Raw genomic sequence first — 20,778 nt, forward strand, 5'->3', positions numbered from 1 at the left:
GAAATGCTCTTCCTAGTGCTTGGCCGCCACCGCACCAGCTCAGAACCGGTTGCCGCTGACTTAACGTGTTCAGAGGTTCAGCGCCACAGATCAAATTTATTTTGCGGCGGCAAATTCCCGCACTGAATAGTTCACCCGATCTTCGACATTCTTTTCCAGCTGCTCCAGGTCCATCTTCTCGATATGCCTCAGGCGGGTGCAGAGCCCCACCCCATTGGCCACCTGAATCGCCAGGCCCGGCCGCGCATTGGCCTCCAGGAGTAGCGGGCCGCGCTTGCGGTCCAGCACAATGTCACAGCCGAGATATCCCAAACCCGTCATTTCGTAGCAGCTCGACGCCAGCCTCAGCAGATCGCGCCACCCCGGCACTTCCAGCTTGTCGAATGGCATCTCCGTATCCGGGTGCTTGTTGATACGCAGGCCGCGCTGTACGGCATGGCAGCTCTTCCCGGTGGCGAGATCCAGACCTACCCCGACAGCGCCCTGGTGAAGGTTCGCCTTGCCGTCGGAGTCGTGCGTGGAACAGCGCAACATGGCCATCACCGGGAAGCCGCGAAACACAATGACACGAATATCCGGCACGCCTTCGAACGAGTAGTTGTCGAAAATGGGATCAAAATCCACCAGGGCCTCAACCATTACCCGATCCGGCTTGCCGCCCAGGCTGTAGAGCCCGCTGGTAATGTTGCTGACATGCCGCAGAATATCCTCCGCCGTCACCTCGGCACCGGAGGGCTTCTTGTACCTGTCACCGTCACGGCCCACGATGACCAGGATGCCCTTGCCGCCGGATCCGCGCGCCGGCTTGATCACAAACTGCCACAGCGGTTCGATTATCTTCATCACCCGCGAACGGCTCGGCTGGGTTTCAAACGCAGCGATCAGCTCCGGGGTCGGAATACCGTAGCGCTTTGCCGCACGCTTGGTATTGAGCTTGTCATCGACAATCGGATATTTATCGCGGTCGTTGTAACGCGCAATGTAGTTGATATTGCGCGCATTCATTCCCAGGATCCCCAAGCGGTGCAGCGCCAGAGGCGAGACCATACCGCCGCGCAGCTTGGTGAGCATATGCTTCATGGAAAACCCGAGCATTTAACGCACCAACTGCCTAAAGCGCATCAGTTCGCCCAGCCGGTAGCCGGTGTAGTTGCCGATCACCAGGATCAGTGCCAGCAGCACCAGCAGCAGTTCGGGGAAATTGAATGTCCAGTGCTCGATATAGCTGTTGGTCATTACCCACCAGGCGAGCACCGCTACCAATAGGCTGCCGCCGGCCTGTACCACCACTTCGTAAGGGCCATCCTCCTCCCAGACGATGGACATGCGCTCAATGGTCCAGGCAAGGATGATCATCGGGAAGAAAGTTACCGTGAGGGCCTGTTCAATACCGAGCTTGTAGCTGATAACACTGATCGCCCCCATCAAGATCACCACCGTGACCACCACGGCGGCGATCCTCGCCACAAGCAGCAGGTTTAGTCGACTCAGATAGAAGCGCACCCACAAACCCAACACCAGGATCAGGGTAAAAATGGACAACCCGGTAAACAGCTGGGTTTCAATAAACGCAATGGCCAACAGGACCGGCATAAAGGTCCCTGAAGTGCGCAGCCCCACAAAGACTCGCAGGAGCACGACAACCAGCGCACCCACCGGCACCAACAGAATCAGTTTGAATATGCTCTGCTGCTCGATCGGCAGGCTGTAGATGGAAAAGTCCACCAGCGCCTCTTTTTCCTTGCTGGTGCTCAGCATCGATACATCCCGCGCCGGCACGTCGTTGGCGATCACCGAGAAGGTTACTTGAGAGTTGCGCCCCCCCTCGACGTCCAGCAGGCTCTTGCCACCGCGCTGCCAGATAAAAAAGTTCTTGGGCACACCCGGCGACCCGCTGGTAGGCTCAAACACCACCCAGCGCTTGCCGTCGTACACTTCGAGCAGGTCTTCCGGATCCAGTCGGCGGCGGTCGTCTTCAAGATACAGACCGCGAATACGATGCGCAGGGATATCCGCCGCCGCCAGCACGATCAGTGCCACGTCGACCAGGGAGCGATCCTTGTAATAGCCGAAAATGAGGTTGCGATCCTGATTTCCCTTGTCCGCCAGCGCGGTGAGAATCTGGGTCGTAAGCGTTCTGGGGTCGGAGGAGCGCTCGTGCGCGTTTTCCACCAGCGAGTATATGGCCAGGCGGACCGCTTCCTGTTCCCGCGCCTCCAGGAAAGGCTTCCGCACCTCGGTACTCAGGTCCAGCGGCTGCTCCAGCGGAGCCCCCGGCGTCTGGTGCACATCCAACTGATAGAACAGGGACTGAGCGCCACTGGCCGAGCGCCGCGACCACACGGCCCGGTACTCGTCGTTTTCCCGCACAATATTGAAGCCGTAGCCGGACGAGCTGAAGGTCTCGCCCAGAATCTCCATGTTGCGCTGCTCGCGCGGCAGAGTGAGAGCGGCCTTGACCGGACCCCCGTCCGCGTTGAAGCGCACCTTGGCCTCGATAGTCCAGACAGTGCGGTATTCTCCGGGCAAAAGCGGAAATCCGAGCTCCCGATTCTTGTAGATTGTGAGTCCCGCACCCATCAGTGCGAGCAGTGCAGCCAGAATATAGACCTGAGCGCGCGGCGACATTCGCCATTCCCCATAGTTCGAAAGGCGCCGGATATTCCGGGGCCCGGTATCTTTTCAGTTTATTTGGTGTTGGGCGCCTTGGGCTCGCCCTGGACGTTACGCCGGCTCACGTCGACAACCGCCGCGTCCTTGAGGAAATTGCGCCCGATCCGCATCGGCATATCGGAGCCGCTGCGATCGGTCAGGTTGACCTCTACCATGTGAGTGACTTCGCCCACAGTCAGGCTCATCTCTACCACCGGTCGCCGCTGGCTCTCAAAACCAGGACGCGCCACACGAATATGACGCTTGATCGGCAGTTCGACAGTCGTCAGATCTGCTTCGGCGCCGCTGTCAGGCGGCGCCAGCTTTAACCGCACCCACTCCTTGCCGTCACGTTCGAAACGCGTCAGCTCCTGCGCACTGAGTGTGGAAGTGGCAGAGCCGGTATCAATGACCGACTCGAGGAACAGGCCACCGGGCTCAATGGAAACGGTCTCGACTGCGCCCAGCACCAGCTTGTCTTTGGCGACGGGCACTTCGACCACCTTTTCGAATCTTCGTTCGATGACGCGCTCAACAACTTTCACTTCCGGCTCGGCACAGACGACCGCCACCGGTTCCGGACACTGAGCGCCCGGTCCTACGGGTTGCGACGCTTCGACAGTTTCAGTACCGGGCACAACGGTTGCCGCCCCCTTTTCCCAGGGAAAATGCAGCGACTCACAGCCCACCAGCAACTGAGAAACCAGCAACAACCATAGAGGGGAAAAAGTCCGCATTCTTATTAACTACCTTAGGGCCTTCTCGGCCGTCCCTGTGCGACTATCGCAATCTGGCTGTCCGTGCTTTTTATTTGCCGGAGAATCCCGCCTCCGCTTCATGCAAAGGGCGGATATTAGCGCATTCGCCCCGCCGCTGAACAGCGGGTCGCCCGGACAGGCTCCCGCCCGGCAAGGCCACGGTTCGCGACAGCGGGGCGGCTCGACGGGCGAAAGTATAGCCGGATCGACCGGTGGTCAGTGCTACCGAAGGCAGTGAATCCTCACTCACAAGCCGAGAAACCAGCGACCAGAAACTCCGCCGCCACGCACTGATTTCCGCGGAGTGCCATGACCCTGATGCTCCTACTTTGTATCCATCATCCCAGGGGGGTATAGTCGAGGGACATGGCTTTGTAGTCACAATAAGAATAAGACAATGACCGAGACAGCAAATCTGCGCGCCGCCAATGGCGGCCAGATTCTTGTACAGTGCCTGCTGACTCAAGGTGTAGAGCGCGCCTACTGCGTGCCGGGCGAAAGCTATCTGGCCGTGCTCGACGCCTTTGTAGACGCGCCGGAAATTCAGGTCGTCACCTGCCGGCAGGAAGGTGGCGCTGCGATGATGGCGGCGGCCGACGGCAAGCTCGCCGGTAAACCGGGAGTCTGCTTCGTCACCCGTGGACCCGGTGCCACCAACGCCAGTGCCGGGGTACACCTGGCGCGCCAGGCTTCGATTCCGATGGTGCTGTTTATTGGCCAAGTCGGCCGCGATACCCGCGACCGCGAGGCGTTCCAGGAAATCGACTATCGGCAGATGTTTGGCGGAATTGCCAAGTGGGTGGCGGAGATCGACAGCCCGCAGCGGGTCGCGGAATATGTGCAACGGGCGTTCGCGGTCGCCAGCGCCGGCCGACCCGGCCCGGTGGTGCTGGCACTACCCGAGGACATGCTTTGCGAAACAGTCCCATCCGCAGCCCCCATCCCTCCCCGCCACCCCAGAAGCCCGGCCCCCTCCGCAACCGATATCGAATATTTCCACCAACTGCTCAGCGCAAGCCGCCGGCCCCTGGTCCTGTGCGGTGAGGCGGACTGGTCCGGCGCGCGCGATGCGCTGCACGCCTGGTGCGAGAGCCAGCAGCTGCCGGTGGCAGCCGCATTCCGCTGCCAGGACAACTTCGACAACGACAACCCTCTGTACATTGGCGATATCGGCCTCGGCCTCAATCCGGCTTTGCGCCGGCGGATCGAGTCCGCAGACCTGGTAATCTGCCTGGGCGGCCGCTTCAGCGAGATCGTTACCCAGAACTACAGCATTTTGCAGGCACATACCGGGCAGAGAATCATCTATGTACACCCGTGTGCCGATGAACTGGCCGCGGCGCCGCCCGTCGATCTGGCCATCACCGCCAGCATGGAAAACCTGCTGCAAGCACTGCCTGTCAAACCTGTGCCGCCCACCTCTAGCGAGCGGCGCGAATGGATGGAAACCGCTCGCGCGGAATACGAGCAGTGGAACAGGCCGGGGGCGATTCCCGGCAGGCTGCAATACGGCGAGATAGTGGCCTGGCTGCGGGAGCAGCTGGATGACGACGCCATTATTTGCAACGGCGCCGGCAATTACGCGATCTGGGTGCATCGCTTTTTCCGCTATCGCCGCGCCAATACCCAGCTCGCCCCCATCAGCGGCTCCATGGGCTACGGCCTGCCCGCGGCGATCGCGGCCAAGTTGCGGTTTCCCTCCCGCCAGGTGGTCTGTTTCGCCGGCGACGGCTGCCTGCAAATGACGCTGCAGGAAATGGCCACGGCCTGTCAGTTCGGCGCCAACATCCTGCTGATCGTCGTGAACAACGGCAGTCTCGGCACCATCCGTATGCACCAGGAACGCACTTATCCCGGCCGCACCTCCGCCACCGACTTGTACAACCCGGACTTTGTCGCCCTGGCACGAGCCTATGGCTTTTATGCGGAATCCGTCGACGAAACGAAACAATTCGCCGCCGCCTATGCCGCCGCCATGGCCGCGAGCAGGCCGGCACTTCTGGAATTGAAGCTGCCGCTGGAGGCCCTGACACCCAACCTGAAACTTTCTGAGCTCGCGAAGCTCTCGGAACAATAGCGGGGAGAGACGATGGATTTGAATTTACTCGGCAAACGCGCACTGGTATGCGGTTCCAGTCAGGGAATCGGCCGAGCCTGCGCGGAACAGCTCGCCGCCCTGGGAGCATCGGTGGTGCTGTTTTCGCGCGACCGGGATAAGCTCGAAGCGGTACGGGAGACCCTGGACACCTCCGCTGGACAGGCGCACGCCGCACTGGTGGCGGACTTTGCTCACCCCGAACAGGTCAAGGCGGCCGTGGCGCAACTCCTGCAGGGAAGCGGCCCCTGCGAGATCCTGGTCAACAATACCGGCGGCCCGGCTCCGGGACCGGCCCACAACGCCGACCCACAGGCATTTGTCGACGCCTTCAACCTGCACCTGATCTCCAACCAGACTCTGGTACAGGCACTGCTGCCGGGCATGCAGAGCGCCGGCTACGGTCGCGTAATCAACATTATTTCCACCTCGGTCAAGCAACCCCTGAATGGACTCGGCGTTTCCAATACCGTGCGCGGCGCCGTGGCCAGCTGGGCCAAGACCCTGGCGAACGAACTCGGCCAGTTCAACATCACCGTCAACAACGTCTTGCCTGGCGCCACCGCCACGGTGCGCCTGGACGCCATTCTCGAAAACAAGACGAAAAAACTGGGCCAGAGCCGCGCAGAAGTGGAAGCAGCGGAAAAAGCGATGATCCCCATGAGACGCTTCGGCGAGGCAAGCGAAATCGCCAACGCGGTGGCCTTCCTCGCCTCACCGGCCGCCTCCTATATCAATGGCGTCAACCTGCCGGTGGATGGCGGCCGCACGGGATGTCTGTGATGACCACTCTGAATAACTGTATCGGCAACTTTATCGGCGGCGAAATCATACAGCCGGCGGCCGATGCGTCCCTGCTGGAAAATATCGAACCGGCCACCGGCCAGGTCTACGGGCACCTGATCGACTCGGACAATGCAGACCTGGAAGCCGCAGTGGCCGCCGCCGAGGGCGCCCTGCCCCACTGGCGCGCGCTCGAGCCGGACCAGCGCGCCCGCCATCTCGAGCGCATCGCCGACCTGATCGAGGAAAACCTCGACACCCTCGCCGAAGCGGAATCCCGGGACAACGGCAAGCCACTGGCACTGGCGCGCCGCGTCGATATACCCCGCGCCGCCGCGAACTTCCGCTTTTTCGCCCGTGCCATTACCCAGTTTGCGTCCGAATCCCACGCCATGGATGGTCGCGCGATCAACTATACCCTGCGCGCGCCACTCGGCATCGTCGGCTGTATCTCGCCGTGGAACCTGCCGCTTTACCTGTTCACCTGGAAGATAGCGCCAGCGCTGGCGGCGGGAAACTGCGTGATCGCCAAACCCTCGGAAGTGACCCCGACAACCGCCGGCATGCTCGCAGATATCTGCCGCCGCGCCGGCCTGCCCGCCGGTGTACTGAATATCCTGCACGGACGCGGCAACGGCATCGGCAGCGCGCTGGTGGCACACCCGAAAATCAAGGCCATTTCCTTTACCGGCGGCACCGCCACCGGTGCCCGAATCGCCGCCGCGGCGGCGCCCAGTTTCAAAAAGCTGTCGCTGGAGCTCGGCGGCAAGAACCCCACCCTGGTGTTTGCCGACTGCGACTGGGAGAAGACGCTCGACGGCGTGCTGCGCGCAGCATTGACCAATCAGGGGCAGATCTGCCTGTGCGGCTCCCGCATCTATGTGGAAGCTTCGATCTACGCGGAGTTCAAGGCTGCTCTGCTGGAGCGCGTGGCCAAGCTCCGTATTGGCGACCCCCTTACCGAGGTCGACCAGGGTGCATTGGTCTCCGCCGCCCATATGGACAAGGTGCTGAATGCAATCGCGCAGGCAAAAGAGGACGGCGGACAGATACTCTGCGGTGGCGAACGGCTGCAAATCGATGGACGCTGCCGGGACGGCTATTTTGTCGCGCCGACGCTGATCGAAGGGCTGCCAATCGACTGCCGCACCAACCAGAAGGAAATTTTCGGCCCAGTCGCCACCATCCAGCCCTTTTCCGACGAAAAGGAGGCGCTGCAGCTCGCCAATGGCACCGGCTATGGCCTGGCTACCTCCCTGTGGTCACAGAACCTGAGCCGCTGCCATCGCCTCGCCGAGCAACTGGATTTCGGCATTGTGTGGATCAACTGCTGGATGCAGAGAGACCTGCGCACCCCCTTCGGCGGCATGAAAAACTCCGGCGTCGGTCGCGAAGGCGGCTGGGAGGCGCTGCGCTTTTTTACCGAGGCGAAAAATGTCTGCGTTGATTATACGTGATCGCAAGGCCGAGCTCGGCAGGATCACGCCTGGATCGCTTCGCACGATACAAGGCCCTGATGCCGGTGGTCGGTTGGGAAATATTTACCGATCAGGTTTTTTCCCAAACGACCACCGGCAGCAGGGCCGATTCAAACCCCCGGCCAAGTCTCTACGCTTGAAGTTGAATGCAAACTGTAGGAAGAACAATGAGCGACGTTCTTAATTCCAGCAAAGCTCCCGAACCGGTAGGACTCTATCCGCATGCACGCCGGGTCGGCAACCTGCTGTTCCTGTCCGGTGTCGGCCCTCGTGTACGCGGCAGCAAGGAAATTCCCGGTGTGACGCTGAATCCGCAGGGGGAAATCGTCGATTACGATATCGCAACCCAGTGTCGCTCGGTATTCGACAATGTGCGCAACATTCTCGAAGAGTGCGGCTCCAGCTGGGAACAATTGGTGGATGTCACCGTGTTCCTAACCAATATGAAAGCCGATTTCCCGACCTACAACAGCATCTACGCCGAGTATTTCCGCAGTAACCAGCCGGCGCGAACAACGGTCGAGGTGCTGTCACTACCGACACCGATTGCCATCGAACTCAAATGTATCGCCACCATTGACTAGGCAGGGCCACCCCATGACAGACATCATGCCGCCGATCAATTTCCGTAAATGGATAGAAGAGCATCGCGAACAGCTGAAACCGCCCGTGTGCAACAAACTGGTCTTCGAGGAACAGGGCTTTTTTGTCATGGTGGTGGGCGGCCCCAACACGCGCAAGGACTATCACGTCGACGAGGGGCCGGAGCTCTTCTACCAGGTTGAAGGTGACATGCTGCTGAAGACGATTCAGCAGGGCCAAGTGGTGGATATCCCCATACGCGAAGGCGAGATGTTCCTGTTACCACCGCAGGTGCCCCACTCGCCGCAACGCTTTGAAAACACCGTCGGCCTGGTGGTCGAACGGAGACGCACCGACAGCGAGCTGGACGGACTGCAGTGGTATTGCGACCAGTGCAATCACCTGCTGTACGAAGAATTCTTCAAGCTGCGCAATATTGAACAGGACTTTCCGCCGGTATTCGACCGCTTCTTCGGCTCGGAGGAAAACCGCCGCTGCGACGCCTGTGGCCATGTTATGCCCCTGCCGGAAAAAGCATCCCACAGCAAGAGCGAAACATGCTGACCATCGATATTCACACGCACATACTCCCGGAAACCTGGCCCGACCTGAAAGAGCGCTACGGTTACGGCGGCTTCATTCACCTGGATCACCATAAGTGTGGCTGCGCGCGCATGATGCGCGAGGACAAATTTTTCCGCGAAGTGGAAAGCAACTGCTGGGATCCCCAGGTGCGACTGCAGGAGTGTGACAACTACGGTGTGCACGTGCAGGTGCTGTCCACCGTACCGGTGATGTTCAGCTACTGGGCCAAGCCCGAGCACACGCTGGACCTGTCCAAATTGCTGAACGACCACATCGCCGAAGTCGTGGCGGAGCAGCCGCACCGCTTCGTCGGCCTCGGCACCCTGCCGATGCAGGCCCCGGAACTGGCGGTCCGGGAGCTGGAGCGCTGCATCAACGAACTCGGTCTCGCCGGTGTACAGATCGGCTCCCACGTCAACGGCTGGAACCTGTGCGATGAAAACCTGGAACCCGTGTGGGCCGCAGCGGAATCTCTCGGCGCCGCCATTTTTGTCCACCCCTGGGAAATGATGGGCAGCGAGCAGATGCCCAAGTACTGGCTGCCGTGGCTGGTGGGCATGCCGGCGGAAACTTCGCGGGCCATCTGCTCGATGATCTTCGGCGGCGTGCTGCAGAGATTTCCCAAACTGCGCGTCGCCTTCGCCCATGGCGGTGGCGCCTTTCCCGGTACCATCGGCCGCATTGAACACGGCTTCGAGGTGCGCCCGGATCTCTGTGCCGTCGACAACGGTCACAGCCCCAGGAGTTATCTCGACAAGATGTATTTCGACTCGCTGGTACACGATCCACTGATGCTGAAGTACCTGATCGAACTGGCCGGCGCGGATCGAATTGCACTTGGCAGTGACTATCCCTTCCCGCTCGGCGAGCTGGAGCCGGGCAAGCTGATTAAATCCATGACCGTGGGCGACGACGTCAAAGCGCGCCTGCTGCACGGCACCGCACTGGAGTGGTTGGGACTGGAGCGGAGTCAATTCCTGCAAACACAGTGACCGCGGAGGTCGCCAGATGAAACTTACCGTGTCGTTGAATGGCTGTACCTATAGAGCAGATACCGAACAAGCGCAGAATATCGCCATACCGCTGAATTTCGATGGCGCGCAACCGAATCACTTCGGCGCACCTGTCGCCCGCGCCGAAACCCTCGAGGCAGAGGGATTCGTCGGCGATACCCGCCGCGGCGGCAGCTGTAATGTGTCCCAACTGACGCTGGTGCCGCACTGTAACGGCACCCATACCGAGTCCGTCAGCCATATCGTCGACGAACTGGTCCCCGTGGGCGAACTGCTCTCGCCGCTATTGCTCCCCTGCGTCGTCGTCAGTGTCAAAGCGGAGACACTCGGCAGCTGCAATGAATCCTATACCCCCAACCCCGAAACCGGCGATCTGGTAGTAAGCGGTAGACGGCTTGCCGAGGCACTCAGCCAGCAGCCGATGGCAAATTATTGCCAGGCAATTGTGATTCGCACGCTCCCCAACGACGAGGACAAATGTCGCCGCGCCTATACCGAAGGGCAACCGCCGGTATTTTTTTCCAGCGAGGCCATGGAATTGTTACTGACCTTCGATCACCTGCTGGTGGATTTCCCCAGTGTCGACAAGATGTACGACGACGGTGCACTGGATAACCATCATCGCTTTTGGCAGATAGCCGCAGGTAGTCACAGTATCGACTCAGGGGCGCGAAGCGAATGCACGATAACGGAGATGGTCTATGTAGCAGACTCGATGGCGGATGGTCTCTACCTGCTGAACCTGCAGATTCCCGCCTTCCGCACCGATGCCGCGCCCAGCCGCCCAGTGCTGATGCCCCTGGAAGAAATCGAGTAATTGCCGGATTCGAGACTCGGAAAAGAATGAAACAGCTGGATGCGAAGACCCTGATGCCGGTGGCCATTTGAGAAATGATTGCCGATGAGGCTTTTTCGCAGATGGCCACCGGCAGCAGGGCCGCCCGGGCCTCTCTTACCGACAACCAGGGCAAGTAGTTACGAATAATCAACAAAAAGAGTACCGCAGTATGCAATTCGAAGCAGGCCAGGAGTTCGCCCGCAAATTGGACCGCGAAGATCCGCTGGCGCGCTTTCGCGATGAGTTCAGTATTCCCACTCAAGCCAATGGCAGCCCCGAAATCTACCTGTGCGGCAACTCCCTCGGCCTACAGCCCAGGCGCGCGCGCGACTACGTCAATCAGGAGCTGGACAAGTGGGCGGCACTCGGCGTCAAGGGGCACTTCGACTGCGATTTTCCGTGGATGCCCTACCACGAGTTCCTCGCCGAAGCATCGGCGGATCTGGTCGGCGCGCAGACCGACGAAGTGGTGGTGATGAATTCCCTGACCGTCAACCTGCACCTGATGATGGTGAGCTTCTACCGGCCGACCAAACAACGCTACAAGATCGTTATCGAGGATCACGCCTTCCCGTCGGATCACTACGCGGTGGAAAGCCAGCTGCGCTATCACGGTATTGATCCCGCAGACGGCCTGCTGCTGCTGAAACCCCGCGCAGGCGAAGACCTGTTGCGCTTCGACGATATTGCAGCACTGATCGAGGAACAGGGAGACAGCATCGCCCTGATGTTGCTACCCGGTGTGCAGTACTACACCGGGCAGGTACTGCCGATGGCGGAGCTTGCCGAGCTGGCCCATCGCCACGGTATCCGCATCGGTCTCGACCTGGCGCACGCGGTGGGCAATATCCCGCTGCAACTGCACGATTGGAACGTGGACTTCGCCTGCTGGTGCAGTTATAAGTATCTGAACTCGGGCCCCGGTTCCGTGGCCGGCTGCTTTGTCCACCGCAGACACGCGCAGAACACCGACCTGCCGCGCTTTGCCGGTTGGTGGGGACACGACAAGCAGACCCGCTTTCGTATGGAGAACCGCTTCCAGGCGATACCGACCGCCGAAGGGTGGCAGCTCTCCAATCCGCCCATCCTGTCCCTGGCCGCTATTCGTGCCTCGCTGGATATCTACAGCGAGGCGGGTGGCATGGAGCCGCTGCGCAGGAAGTCAGAAAAGCTGACCGCCTATCTGCAGTTCCTGCTGAAAAGGGAAGTGAACCAATACATCTCCATTATCACGCCGGAGGATCCGGAGCAGCGCGGCTGTCAGCTTTCCCTGTGCTGCGATGCCAAACACCTGAGTGGCCGCGAGCTCTTCCAGCGCCTGGAAGAAAACGGAGTGACCTGCGACTGGCGCGAGCCCAATGTTATCCGTGTGGCTCCGGTGCCCCTGTACAACCGCTTCGAAGATATCTTTCGCTTCGTGGACATCCTCAAAACGGCTTGCAACGAATAACCGCGCAGACCATTCAGAAAGGGCTTTAGCTGATGCAGGAAAAAATCGTTATCGCCGGTGGCGGTCTGGTCGGCGCCATGGCGGCCGGCTTTCTCGCCCAGCGCGGCTTTCGCGTTGAAGTTTACGAGCGCCGCGAGGACTTGCGGGCACACGCTATCTCCGCCGGGCGCTCCATCAATCTGGCGCTGGCCAATCGCGGTATCTACGCGCTGGAAAAACTCGGCCTGATGGAGCGGGTATCGCAACTGCTGATCCCGATGCGCGGTCGTATGGTCCACGACGTAGACGGCAGTTGTAATCTCCAGCCCTACGGGCAGAGGCCGGAAGAAGTAATCTATTCCGTATCGCGGGGTGCACTGAACGGACTGCTGCTGGACGCCGCCGAAGCTTCCGGCAACGTCGACATTTTTTTCGAACAGGAACTGCTCGACATCGATTTCGACGACAAGCGCGCGCGCTTCCGGGACCACGCCGCAGACTCGGAAAAGCATGTACCCTTCGACCGCTTTATCGGCGCAGACGGCGCCGGATCGCGCGCCCGCACCCAGTTGCTGAATGAGGTGCACAGGGAGCAACCGGACAGCGAGTGCCGCGAGCAGATAGAACCGCTGGATCACCAGTACAAGGAACTCGAAATACCCGCCGGCGCCGACGGCGGTTTCCTGCTGGAAAGAGAGGCGCTGCATATCTGGCCGCGCGGCGGTTTTATGCTGATTGCACTGCCGAACCTGGACGGCAGTTTCACCGTGACCCTGTTCCTGCCGGCAAAGGCCAACGGCAGCCAACCCGGCTTCGATGCTCTGCAGACTGAGGCCCAGGTAGAGAACTTCTTCCGCCAATACTTTCCCGATGCTGCCGCACTGATGCCGACACTGCTGGAGGACTTCTTCCGCAATCCCTGTGGCCACCTGGGTACCGTGCGTTGCACCCCCTGGTGCTATCGAGACAGCGCGGTGCTGATCGGCGACGCGGCGCACGGCATAGTGCCCTTCCACGGTCAGGGAATGAACTGTGGGTTTGAAGACTGTGTTGCGCTGGACGACTGTATCGGGCAAACCCCCGGCAACTGGCGGGAAATTTTCCGGCACTACAGCGGGGCGCGCATTCCCAACGCCAACGCGATCGCCGATATGGCACTGGAAAACTACGTGGAGATGCGCAATTCGGTGCGGGATCCGAAATTTTTGCTGAAAAAGTCCATCGGCTTCGAACTGGAGACGCGCTTCCCCGACCACTTCACGCCCCGTTACGCAATGGTGATGTTTCACCGGCTGCCCTATGCCGAGGCCCAGCGCAAGGGCGAGATCAATCGGCGGATACTGTCCGAACTTGCCGACGGCATCGACTCTCTGGAGCAGGTCGACTGGGACAGGGCGAGAGTGTTGATAGAGGAACTGTTGCCGAATCAATAACCTCGATCTTTCCTGTAGGAGCCTGCTAGCAGGCGAATGACTGCGGAACTCCGCTCCTGTTCGCCTGCAAGCGGGCTCCTACAGGGGAGTTCACCGCTTGATTCGACGGTTTTTGGCACTAGCGCGGATATTGCACCAGCGGCCGCGATGATCGCGCCGAGATCTGTGCGTTCAGTGCACTTTGGCGGCGTACATGCATGCTTATTGCACGTATTAGCCGCAAAAATGTGCTGAGCGTGCAGAGATCAAGCGAGGGCGCGGCCAGCAGTGTTTGAGAACACTTTTTACCTCGACTAAAGCCTCAAAAAGTTTTTACAAGCAAAGACTTAGGTGCAATATCAAGCGGCCGGGCGCAATATCCGGGCTAGCCGCGCTGCAAGCGCTCGTCGATTTCCGCCAGCAGCTGGATCAGCCCGCCCGCGGTGTAGTCACCGCCGCGGAAGTACTCTTCCGCGATGGGCGCGATGCCGCACTGGTCCGGCAGTGGCCGCACATTCTCGATCAATTCGATCATGCGCGGCACAAACACGAACTGCAGCCATTGCGGCAGGGTGAGGGTATCCACACAGAAGGGTTCCGTGCTGGCCAGCGCCTCCGCGGGTGGCGCCTGGTCCTCCCACAGCTGCAGGCGGCGCAGCTCGGCCTCGAGCTTCAGCAACAGGGTGGCGACGTCATCGTAAATCGGGTTCATAGCTTTTACTTTAATCGATTCGACGGCTGAACGGCGGCAATGAGTCGAGAATCGCGCGCCCGTAGCGGCGCGTCACGACGCGCCGGTCGAGCAATGTAATGGTGCCGGTATCGCTCTCGGTGCGCAGCAGGCGTCCGCAAGCCTGTACCAGCTTCAGCGCGGCGTCCGGCACCGTGATCTGCATAAACGGATTGCCGCCCTTGGCCTCAATCCACTCCGCCAGCGCCGCCTCGATCGGGTCGTCCGGTACCGCAAACGGCAGCTTGGCGATAACCACGTGGCGGCAGTAGTCCCCAGGCAGGTCCAAACCCTCGGCGAAACTGGCGAGGCCGAACAGCACGCTGCTGCCACCCCCATCGACGGTTTCGCGGTGGATCTCCAGCAGCTGCTGGCGGGATTTCTGTCCCTGCATCAGGATGCGGTTGCGCCAGGTGCCAGGCAGTGCCTCGTAGACGGTTTCCATCTGCCGGCGCGAGGAGAACAGTACCAGCGCACCGCCGGTATCCTTCAGCAAGTCTGGCAGAGCGTCGATCACGGCATCGGTGTGCGCGTCGGCATTGCCGGCATCCACCGCACAGGTGGGTACTTGCAGGGTCGCGCGAGAGAAATCGAACGGGCTGGGCACCACCTGGTAGCTGGCGTTGTCCGGCGTTCCGGCGCGCATCTTCAGGCGATCGAATTTCCCCAGCGCCGTCAGGGTCGCCGAGGTCAGTACCGCGCCGTAGCAGCGACGCCAGAGGCTGTAGTCCAGGGTCTTGCCGGCCAGAATTGGCGAACTGCAGACTTCGAAGTCCGTCGAGCCACCCCAGTCCACCAGGGTGACCCAGCGCGCCTGCGGCAGGGCGCCGTCAGCATCCGGGCGGGAGTAATTGGCCCACAGCTGCAGGTTGGCCTCGGCGCGGCCATACCAGCTGCCCAGTTGCGGGTACCAGCGCTCCAGATCCACTGCCGGCACCGGCGAATGCGGATCCTCCAACAGCCGCTGGGCCGCCTGTAACATCTTGTTCAACAGGGATTCCAACTCATCGAAATCCTCGCGCAGCTTCTCCGCCAGCTGCATGATGGGCTCCGGCACCACGCCGCCCTCGAAGCGGTGGCGTACACCGCCGGGGCGATTGGGGCTGCCAGAGCGATTGGAGCCGCTGCCGCGGTCGTCCTCAAACTCGCACAGTTCCTCAATCAGCGGCCACATCTGCTCCAGCCCCTGCTTGGCAGACGTGAGCACGCCCGGTAGCTGCTCACCGCAGCGATCCAGTTCCGCACCGTCCCCGATCTCGCCGAGCATCTGGCCGAGATTCTTGTTCGCCTGCTCCAGCCAGCCGGTGGAGGCACCGACACGGCTGTGGTGGGAGAAGTGATTCAGGGCTTTTTCAGGCAGGTGATGCGCCTCGTCGAGCACATAGATGGTCTCCTCCGGCGGCGGCAGAATGGCGCCGCCGCCCAGGGCCAGGTCCGCCAGCAGCAGGTCGTGGTTGGCGACGATCACCTGGGTCTTGCCGAGGTTCTCGCGGGCGCGGAAGAAACTGCAGTTGGTCACGTGAGGGCAGCGCCGCCCGCTGCACTGACGATGGTCGGTGGTGATACGGCTCCAGTCTTCCACCTCGATGGTTTCCGGCCAGTTGTCGCGATCGCCATCCCAGCCGCCGGTGGCCAGGTTATCGGCCATGTCGCGGTACAGTTTGACGCTCTCCTCGCCAACCTGTGGCAATTCGTCTTCATAGAGGCCGAGGGAGATGCCGGTGCCGGTAGCTGAAGAGCTGGACAACAGCTGGTCCAGCTTGGACAGGCACAGGTAGCGGCCGCGGCCCTTGGCCAGCGAGAAATCGAACTCCAGGCCACTGAGGCGCGCCACTTCGGGCAGATCTTTGTGAATGATCTGCTCCTGCAGGGCCACGGTAGCGGTGGATACCACCAGTTTCTTGTCCTGGGCCTGAGCCAGGGGGATGGCGGCGAGCAGATAGGCCACCGTTTTGCCGGTGCCGGTACCGGCCTCGACCACGCAGATATGCTCGCCGTTGCATTTGGCGCTGTCGCGCTCGCCGCTGCCATCCTGAATGATGGCGCCCAGCGTGCGCGCGATGGCAGCTACCATCAGTTTCTGCCCATAGCGGGCCTTGAGGCCGCGCCCGGCGAGAAACTGGCTGTAGGCCGTCTGGATGGCTTTCTTGTCTTGGTCGTTTAGCAATGGAGAGATCTAATGCGGAATAATGAATTCGGAATGGTAACCGATTTCACTTCCTTACTCCGCATTCAAACTACTCATAGGCGAGCCGGGAAACCACCGGATTCGCGTAGCCCTGGATGGCAATGTCGCGCCAGCGCTCGTTGATGCGCGCCATGCGCTCCTCGAACTTCTGCCGGGTCTCTTCGTGTTCCGCCGGATTCCACGGCTTGGGCGGGTAGCCCACCGGCAGCGCGGGCACATCGCCGTAGATCTTCTCGTAGGCGATCAGGTTGGTGGGATGCAGCACGTAGTTGCCGATGACCTGGCGATCGATCTCCTCGGCGAGGGAATTCACATCGTGGAAATCCCCCTCGATCGGTTTGCCGAACGCGGCGTGTACATGGCCCTTCTGACCGATGACCCCTTTGGCGATGGCTCCCAGGTCCTCGTGCGCGCCCTTGCGGTACTCCTCCTTGTGCGCCTCGATATAGAGTTGCTTGGCCTTCTGCTCGTCACAGGGATCCCACTCGTAGGAGATGGACAGCGGCACTATGTGCAGCTTTCGCCAGAACTCGGCAAATGGCGTTTCCTTGTCCTTGGTCATGGCAAACATGGCCGCCAGCGCCGGATTGGTGCGGTCCAGGCCATCTTTGGCGCGGCCGGAACGCTGCGCAATCCACACGTGCTCGTTGTCGTTGACGATCGAGTAATAGATGTAGTTCGACAGCTGCACGGCGGATTGCAGCTTCTCGCGCCGGCTGCCGGCCTTGCGCTTCACGGTGAAGCACTTGTTCAGCTTCATGATGTCGGTGGCGAACTGCTTGGTGAGCAGGTTGTCGCCGATGGCGATGCGCGACGTCTCGTGCCCCTCTTTGAACATGGAGACAATCGAGAGCGCCGGATCCATGGCGATGTCCCGGTGGTTGCTGACGAACAGGCAGGCGCGGTCCCTCGGCAGGGTATCGAGGCCGGAGATGGTGAACTCGGTGGTGGTGCGGGAAATGACCTTGTCCATGTACTTTTCCACCACCTCCTGCACGCCGCGCACATCGTGTGCCTTGCGGAATTCAAAGCGCAGGAACATACGTACCAGCCAGGCCAGAGGGCGCTCCAGCTTGGCGAGTTTGGGTACCAGGAAGTGCGCAGCCGTACGTGACATCTCCGGATCGGCAATCAGCCGATCTATCACTTCGCGCACTTCTTCGTCGCGATACGGGCGAATATCCTCAAACTGAGCGGGATCCAACTCACTTGCTCTCATGAAATCACTACCTGCCGGGCCGCTGATATGCGGGATTGGCTCATTCTTATTGTGGACAACCGGCCCGAGTCGCGGGCCGGCGCAGAACATACCGGAAGCGCCGCCGAACTGCCAGCGCTGCGCCCGACCGGTCGGTTGACTGATCAGACAATGGCCACACGCTAAGTCGCCGCGAATCCAGCTCCGCTGGTCGCTCGAAGTGGACTTCACCGCCCACAGCCGGGAGAATAGACCGCTTAACTCCGTCGCCGACGGCTACAAGAAAGATAATGAACCCGGCCCCCGGGGCCACGCAGTAAACAGGGAGTTCACCTTGACCCAGTCCAGTTCCCAACACACCGAATCTGCAAGCGAGCCACGCGCACCCAGCCTGCTGGATGCCCTGATCCCCCTGGGGATATTGATCGCCCTCCTGTCCCTGTCGGTGTATTTCTACGGCGCCGACTCCTCCTACGGTCCCAACCAGATAGCGCTACTGCTCTGCGCCGGCGTCGTCGCGCTGATGGGCATGAAAAACGGCCACAGCTGGAACGACATGGAGGGCGGCATGCTGCACGGCATCGGCCTGGTGTTCGGCGCCATCCTCATTCTGCTGGCGGTGGGCGCGCTGATCGGCAGCTGGATCCTGGCGGGCACTGTGCCGTCGATGATCTATTTCGGCGTACAGATACTGTCGCCGCAGTGGTTCTACGCCGCCAGCTGCATCATCTGCGCCATCGTCGGCCTCAGCATCGGCTCCAGCTGGACCACCGCCGGAACCCTGGGTGTGGCACTGATAGGGATCGCCGGCGCGCTGGGCCTGGATCCGGCAATTACCGCCGGTGCAGTGATTTCCGGTGCCTATTTCGGCGACAAGATGTCGCCACTGTCCGACACCACCAATGTCGCCGCCGCGGTGACCTCCAACGATCTGTTCCTGCATATCCGCCATATGCTGTGGACCACCCTGCCGGCATTTTTCACCGCGCTGGTGATCTTCGCCGTGATCGGGCTTACCGCCGATACCGGCACTGCCTCGGCAACGGATATCGAGGAGCTACTGACGGCGCTCAAAGGCGAATTCAATATCTCTATCGTCAGCCTGCTGCCACTGGTGCTGCTGCTGTTTATGGCCTGGCGCAAGATCCCCGCCTACCCCACCCTGATTATCGGCGCGCTGGTCGGCTGCGCCATTGCGCTCATTTTCGAACCGGAGACCGCGCGCCGACTGGGCGGCGGCGAGGGCGCCCTGGCGGCGATCAAGGGGGCTTGGTATGCGCTGTTCGACGGCTACAAGTCCACCTCCACCAATGAGAGCGTGGCCGAACTGCTGTCCAAGGGTGGTATGAGCAGCATGCTCAACACCGTGTGGCTGATTATTTCGGCCATGGCCTTCGGCGGTGCCATGGAGCGCGCCGGCTTCCTGCAGGTTATCGTCGACTGGACCCTGTCTAAGGTGAAGACTGTCGGCGGCCTGGTGACCTCCACAGTACTGACCTGTTTCGGCATGAACGCCGCCGCCGGCGACCAGTACATGGCGATCATCATCCCCGGACGCATGTTCCGCGAAGCCTATGCCGACAAGGGCCTGCATGGCCTTAACCTGTCGCGCACGCTGGAAGACTCCGGCACCATCACCTCGGTGCTGATTCCCTGGAATACCTGCGGCGCCTTCATGAGCGGCACCCTGGGCATCGCCACTTTTAGCTATGCGCCCTACGCGCTGTTCAACCTGATCTGCCCGCTGCTGGCCATTGCCTACGGCTGGTTCCACTTCAAGCAGATGCCGCTGTCGGCAGCCGCTACTGCGCGCTGACAGCCGCAGGGCTCCGAATCGGCCCGCCAGCGGTGACCGCGCGAGGGAAAACACATCGGTAAATATCCCCCGCTCGGTCACCGCTGGCGGGCCTTATTCCTGGTCAGCCGGCATTCGGATGCACCCCGAGTTGAGTTATGAGTGAAAGTACAACCCTGAGCGCCCTGATCGGCGCAGCCAACTTCAAACTGCGCTGGTTCGATCTCGGCCGGCGCCTGCAGCCGGTGTCCCGCGCCACCGCCGATGCCTTCGAGGCCGGCCAGGCACCCTGGCCGTTTCCCTATCTGCGCCAGGCGTGGGCAGCGCTGCTGCTGTGGCCGGAGGAAGGCGGAGAGCCGGTCGTCTGGTTTCTGCGCCTGCCACTGGACGAACAGGGCAAGCTGCAGCTGCAGGCCAGGGACGCCTTTCTGCGCCAGCTGGCAATGAAACTCAAACAGAGCACGCCATCCGAATCGGCCGCGCAGCAGCTGCATGCGGCGCTCGAAGAGAGCGGCCTGCTGTTCACACCGGCGCCCGAGCGCCAGGCCAGCTTTCACTCCCGCGCAGCCCTGTTGCTGAAGCGGGAGCCAAGCTCGCACTACACAACCGCCCTGGCCTATTTCCGGGAGCCACAGTCTCTCCCTTGGGATCAACTGGCGATCCAGGGTATTGCCGATGTGGCGGCCCGCTGGGAAGCGGATCGCGAGATACTGCTGCAACAGCTGCCCACGCTGGCGCCGCCGGTGTTTATCAGCTTGTGCCAATGTCTGGAAAATGAAGCCACAGATCACCAGTTGGCGGCCGGGATCATCAAGCGTGCCGGCGTCGAGCTGGATAGCGACTCTCCGGACTTCGCCATTATCACGGCGGCTGTGCGCGGGGTCTCCCATTCTGTGGCCCGCGGGATGCGGCTGGAATTCCTGACGCGCCTGCTCAACTCAGCTGCCAGCGCGAATGGAGAGGTCCTCGCCGCCATTGGCAGCCGCTGTGCCTACGATCTCGCCGACCGCGAACTGGCCAGCCTCTGGCTGGCGGCGCTGGCGCAACTCGAAAATCAGTCGACTTTCAATCTGTTGATGTCCGACCTGATGTTCCTGCCCCAGGTTCGTTCGTCACTCCTGGACGCACTGCGGGACCCCGCGCGCCCGGAAGCACTCGCGCGCGCTTTCGGTGAATTTCTGCACGGTCCGAAACCAGTCCACTGAAGCGGATCGACAATCCGCCCGGGGCGACCGTGCCGCC

Annotated in this window: 17 protein-coding genes; 11 read left to right on the forward strand and 6 right to left on the reverse strand. The window is 61.2% G+C overall.

Features of this window, described 5'->3' with window-relative positions; genetic code table 11:
• Nucleotides 1–96 precede the first annotated feature (96 nt).
• From BUC36_RS10725 to BUC36_RS10735, 3 genes are read right to left on the reverse strand one after another with little or no spacing between them, the layout of a single operon-like run.
• Nucleotides 97–1,095 (reverse strand): alpha-L-glutamate ligase-like protein, encoded by a 999-nt coding sequence (locus tag BUC36_RS10725; protein WP_200797258.1) that lies wholly within the window; start codon nt 1,093–1,095, stop codon nt 97–99.
• A complete protein-coding gene (locus BUC36_RS10730; RefSeq protein ID WP_073274988.1) occupies nt 1,096–2,628 on the reverse strand; it encodes an inactive transglutaminase family protein in 1,533 nt (510 codons plus the stop codon).
• Nucleotides 2,629–2,687: 59 nt separating this feature from the next.
• Nucleotides 2,688–3,389 (reverse strand): ATP-dependent zinc protease family protein, encoded by a 702-nt coding sequence (locus tag BUC36_RS10735; RefSeq protein WP_084535919.1) that lies wholly within the window; start codon nt 3,387–3,389, stop codon nt 2,688–2,690.
• Nucleotides 3,390–3,807: 418 nt separating this feature from the next.
• On the opposite strand from BUC36_RS10735, the gene BUC36_RS10740 reads away from it, so the two are divergent.
• From BUC36_RS10740 to BUC36_RS10780, 9 genes are all read left to right on the forward strand, one after another.
• Complete coding sequence (locus BUC36_RS10740) at nt 3,808–5,487, forward strand: thiamine pyrophosphate-binding protein (protein ID WP_073274992.1); 1,680 nt, start codon at nt 3,808–3,810, stop codon at nt 5,485–5,487.
• A 12-nt stretch (nt 5,488–5,499) separates the two neighbouring features.
• Entirely contained in the window at nt 5,500–6,288 is a 789-nt protein-coding gene (locus BUC36_RS10745) for an SDR family oxidoreductase (protein WP_073274995.1), read from the forward strand.
• Nucleotides 6,288–7,745, forward strand: coding sequence for an aldehyde dehydrogenase (locus tag BUC36_RS10750; protein WP_073274996.1), 1,458 nt, complete (start codon nt 6,288–6,290; stop codon nt 7,743–7,745). Before BUC36_RS10745 ends, BUC36_RS10750 begins: the two co-directional genes overlap by 1 nt.
• A 188-nt stretch (nt 7,746–7,933) precedes the next feature.
• Nucleotides 7,934–8,350, forward strand: a complete 417-nt coding sequence (locus BUC36_RS10755) for a RidA family protein (protein WP_073274998.1) — start codon at nt 7,934–7,936, stop codon at nt 8,348–8,350.
• 13 nt (nt 8,351–8,363) lie between these two features.
• Nucleotides 8,364–8,912: a 3-hydroxyanthranilate 3,4-dioxygenase gene (locus BUC36_RS10760; protein WP_073275000.1), complete on the forward strand. Its 549-nt coding sequence runs from the start codon at nt 8,364–8,366 to the stop codon at nt 8,910–8,912.
• Nucleotides 8,906–9,925 (forward strand): amidohydrolase family protein, encoded by a 1,020-nt coding sequence (locus tag BUC36_RS10765; protein WP_200797259.1) that lies wholly within the window; start codon nt 8,906–8,908, stop codon nt 9,923–9,925. Before BUC36_RS10760 ends, BUC36_RS10765 begins: the two co-directional genes overlap by 7 nt.
• A gap of 16 nt (nt 9,926–9,941) precedes the next feature.
• The gene (locus BUC36_RS10770) at nt 9,942–10,763 is read left to right on the forward strand and encodes a cyclase family protein (protein ID WP_073275002.1); all 822 of its coding nucleotides are present in this window, start codon (nt 9,942–9,944) and stop codon (nt 10,761–10,763) included.
• A gap of 190 nt (nt 10,764–10,953) precedes the next feature.
• Nucleotides 10,954–12,234, forward strand: coding sequence for a kynureninase (gene kynU / locus BUC36_RS10775; RefSeq protein WP_073275004.1), 1,281 nt, complete (start codon nt 10,954–10,956; stop codon nt 12,232–12,234).
• Nucleotides 12,235–12,266: 32 nt separating this feature from the next.
• Complete coding sequence (locus BUC36_RS10780) at nt 12,267–13,646, forward strand: FAD-dependent oxidoreductase (protein ID WP_073275006.1); 1,380 nt, start codon at nt 12,267–12,269, stop codon at nt 13,644–13,646.
• 364 nt (nt 13,647–14,010) lie between these two features.
• Here the strand turns inward: BUC36_RS10780 and BUC36_RS10785 are convergent, their stop codons facing one another.
• From BUC36_RS10785 to BUC36_RS10795, 3 genes are all read right to left on the reverse strand, one after another.
• A complete protein-coding gene (locus BUC36_RS10785) occupies nt 14,011–14,337 on the reverse strand; it encodes a YqcC family protein (protein WP_073275008.1) in 327 nt (108 codons plus the stop codon).
• A 10-nt stretch (nt 14,338–14,347) separates the two neighbouring features.
• A complete protein-coding gene (gene dinG / locus BUC36_RS10790; protein ID WP_073275010.1) occupies nt 14,348–16,522 on the reverse strand; it encodes an ATP-dependent DNA helicase DinG in 2,175 nt (724 codons plus the stop codon).
• 70 nt (nt 16,523–16,592) lie between these two features.
• The gene (locus BUC36_RS10795) at nt 16,593–17,762 is read right to left on the reverse strand and encodes a 1-acyl-sn-glycerol-3-phosphate acyltransferase (RefSeq protein ID WP_073275489.1); all 1,170 of its coding nucleotides are present in this window, start codon (nt 17,760–17,762) and stop codon (nt 16,593–16,595) included.
• Between the two features lie 313 nt (nt 17,763–18,075).
• Here BUC36_RS10795 and nhaC point away from each other — a divergent pair, with 313 nt between their 5' ends.
• Complete coding sequence (gene nhaC, locus BUC36_RS10800) at nt 18,076–19,557, forward strand: Na+/H+ antiporter NhaC (RefSeq protein WP_073275491.1); 1,482 nt, start codon at nt 18,076–18,078, stop codon at nt 19,555–19,557.
• A gap of 137 nt (nt 19,558–19,694) precedes the next feature.
• On the forward strand, nt 19,695–20,741 hold the full coding sequence (locus tag BUC36_RS10805; protein WP_073275012.1) for a DUF3549 family protein: 1,047 nt from the start codon (nt 19,695–19,697) through the stop codon (nt 20,739–20,741).
• Nucleotides 20,742–20,778: the final 37 nt, after the last annotated feature.

It is taken from the genome of Microbulbifer donghaiensis (genome assembly GCF_900129095.1).
In the GTDB taxonomy this organism is placed as follows: domain Bacteria; phylum Pseudomonadota; class Gammaproteobacteria; order Pseudomonadales; family Cellvibrionaceae; genus Microbulbifer; species Microbulbifer donghaiensis.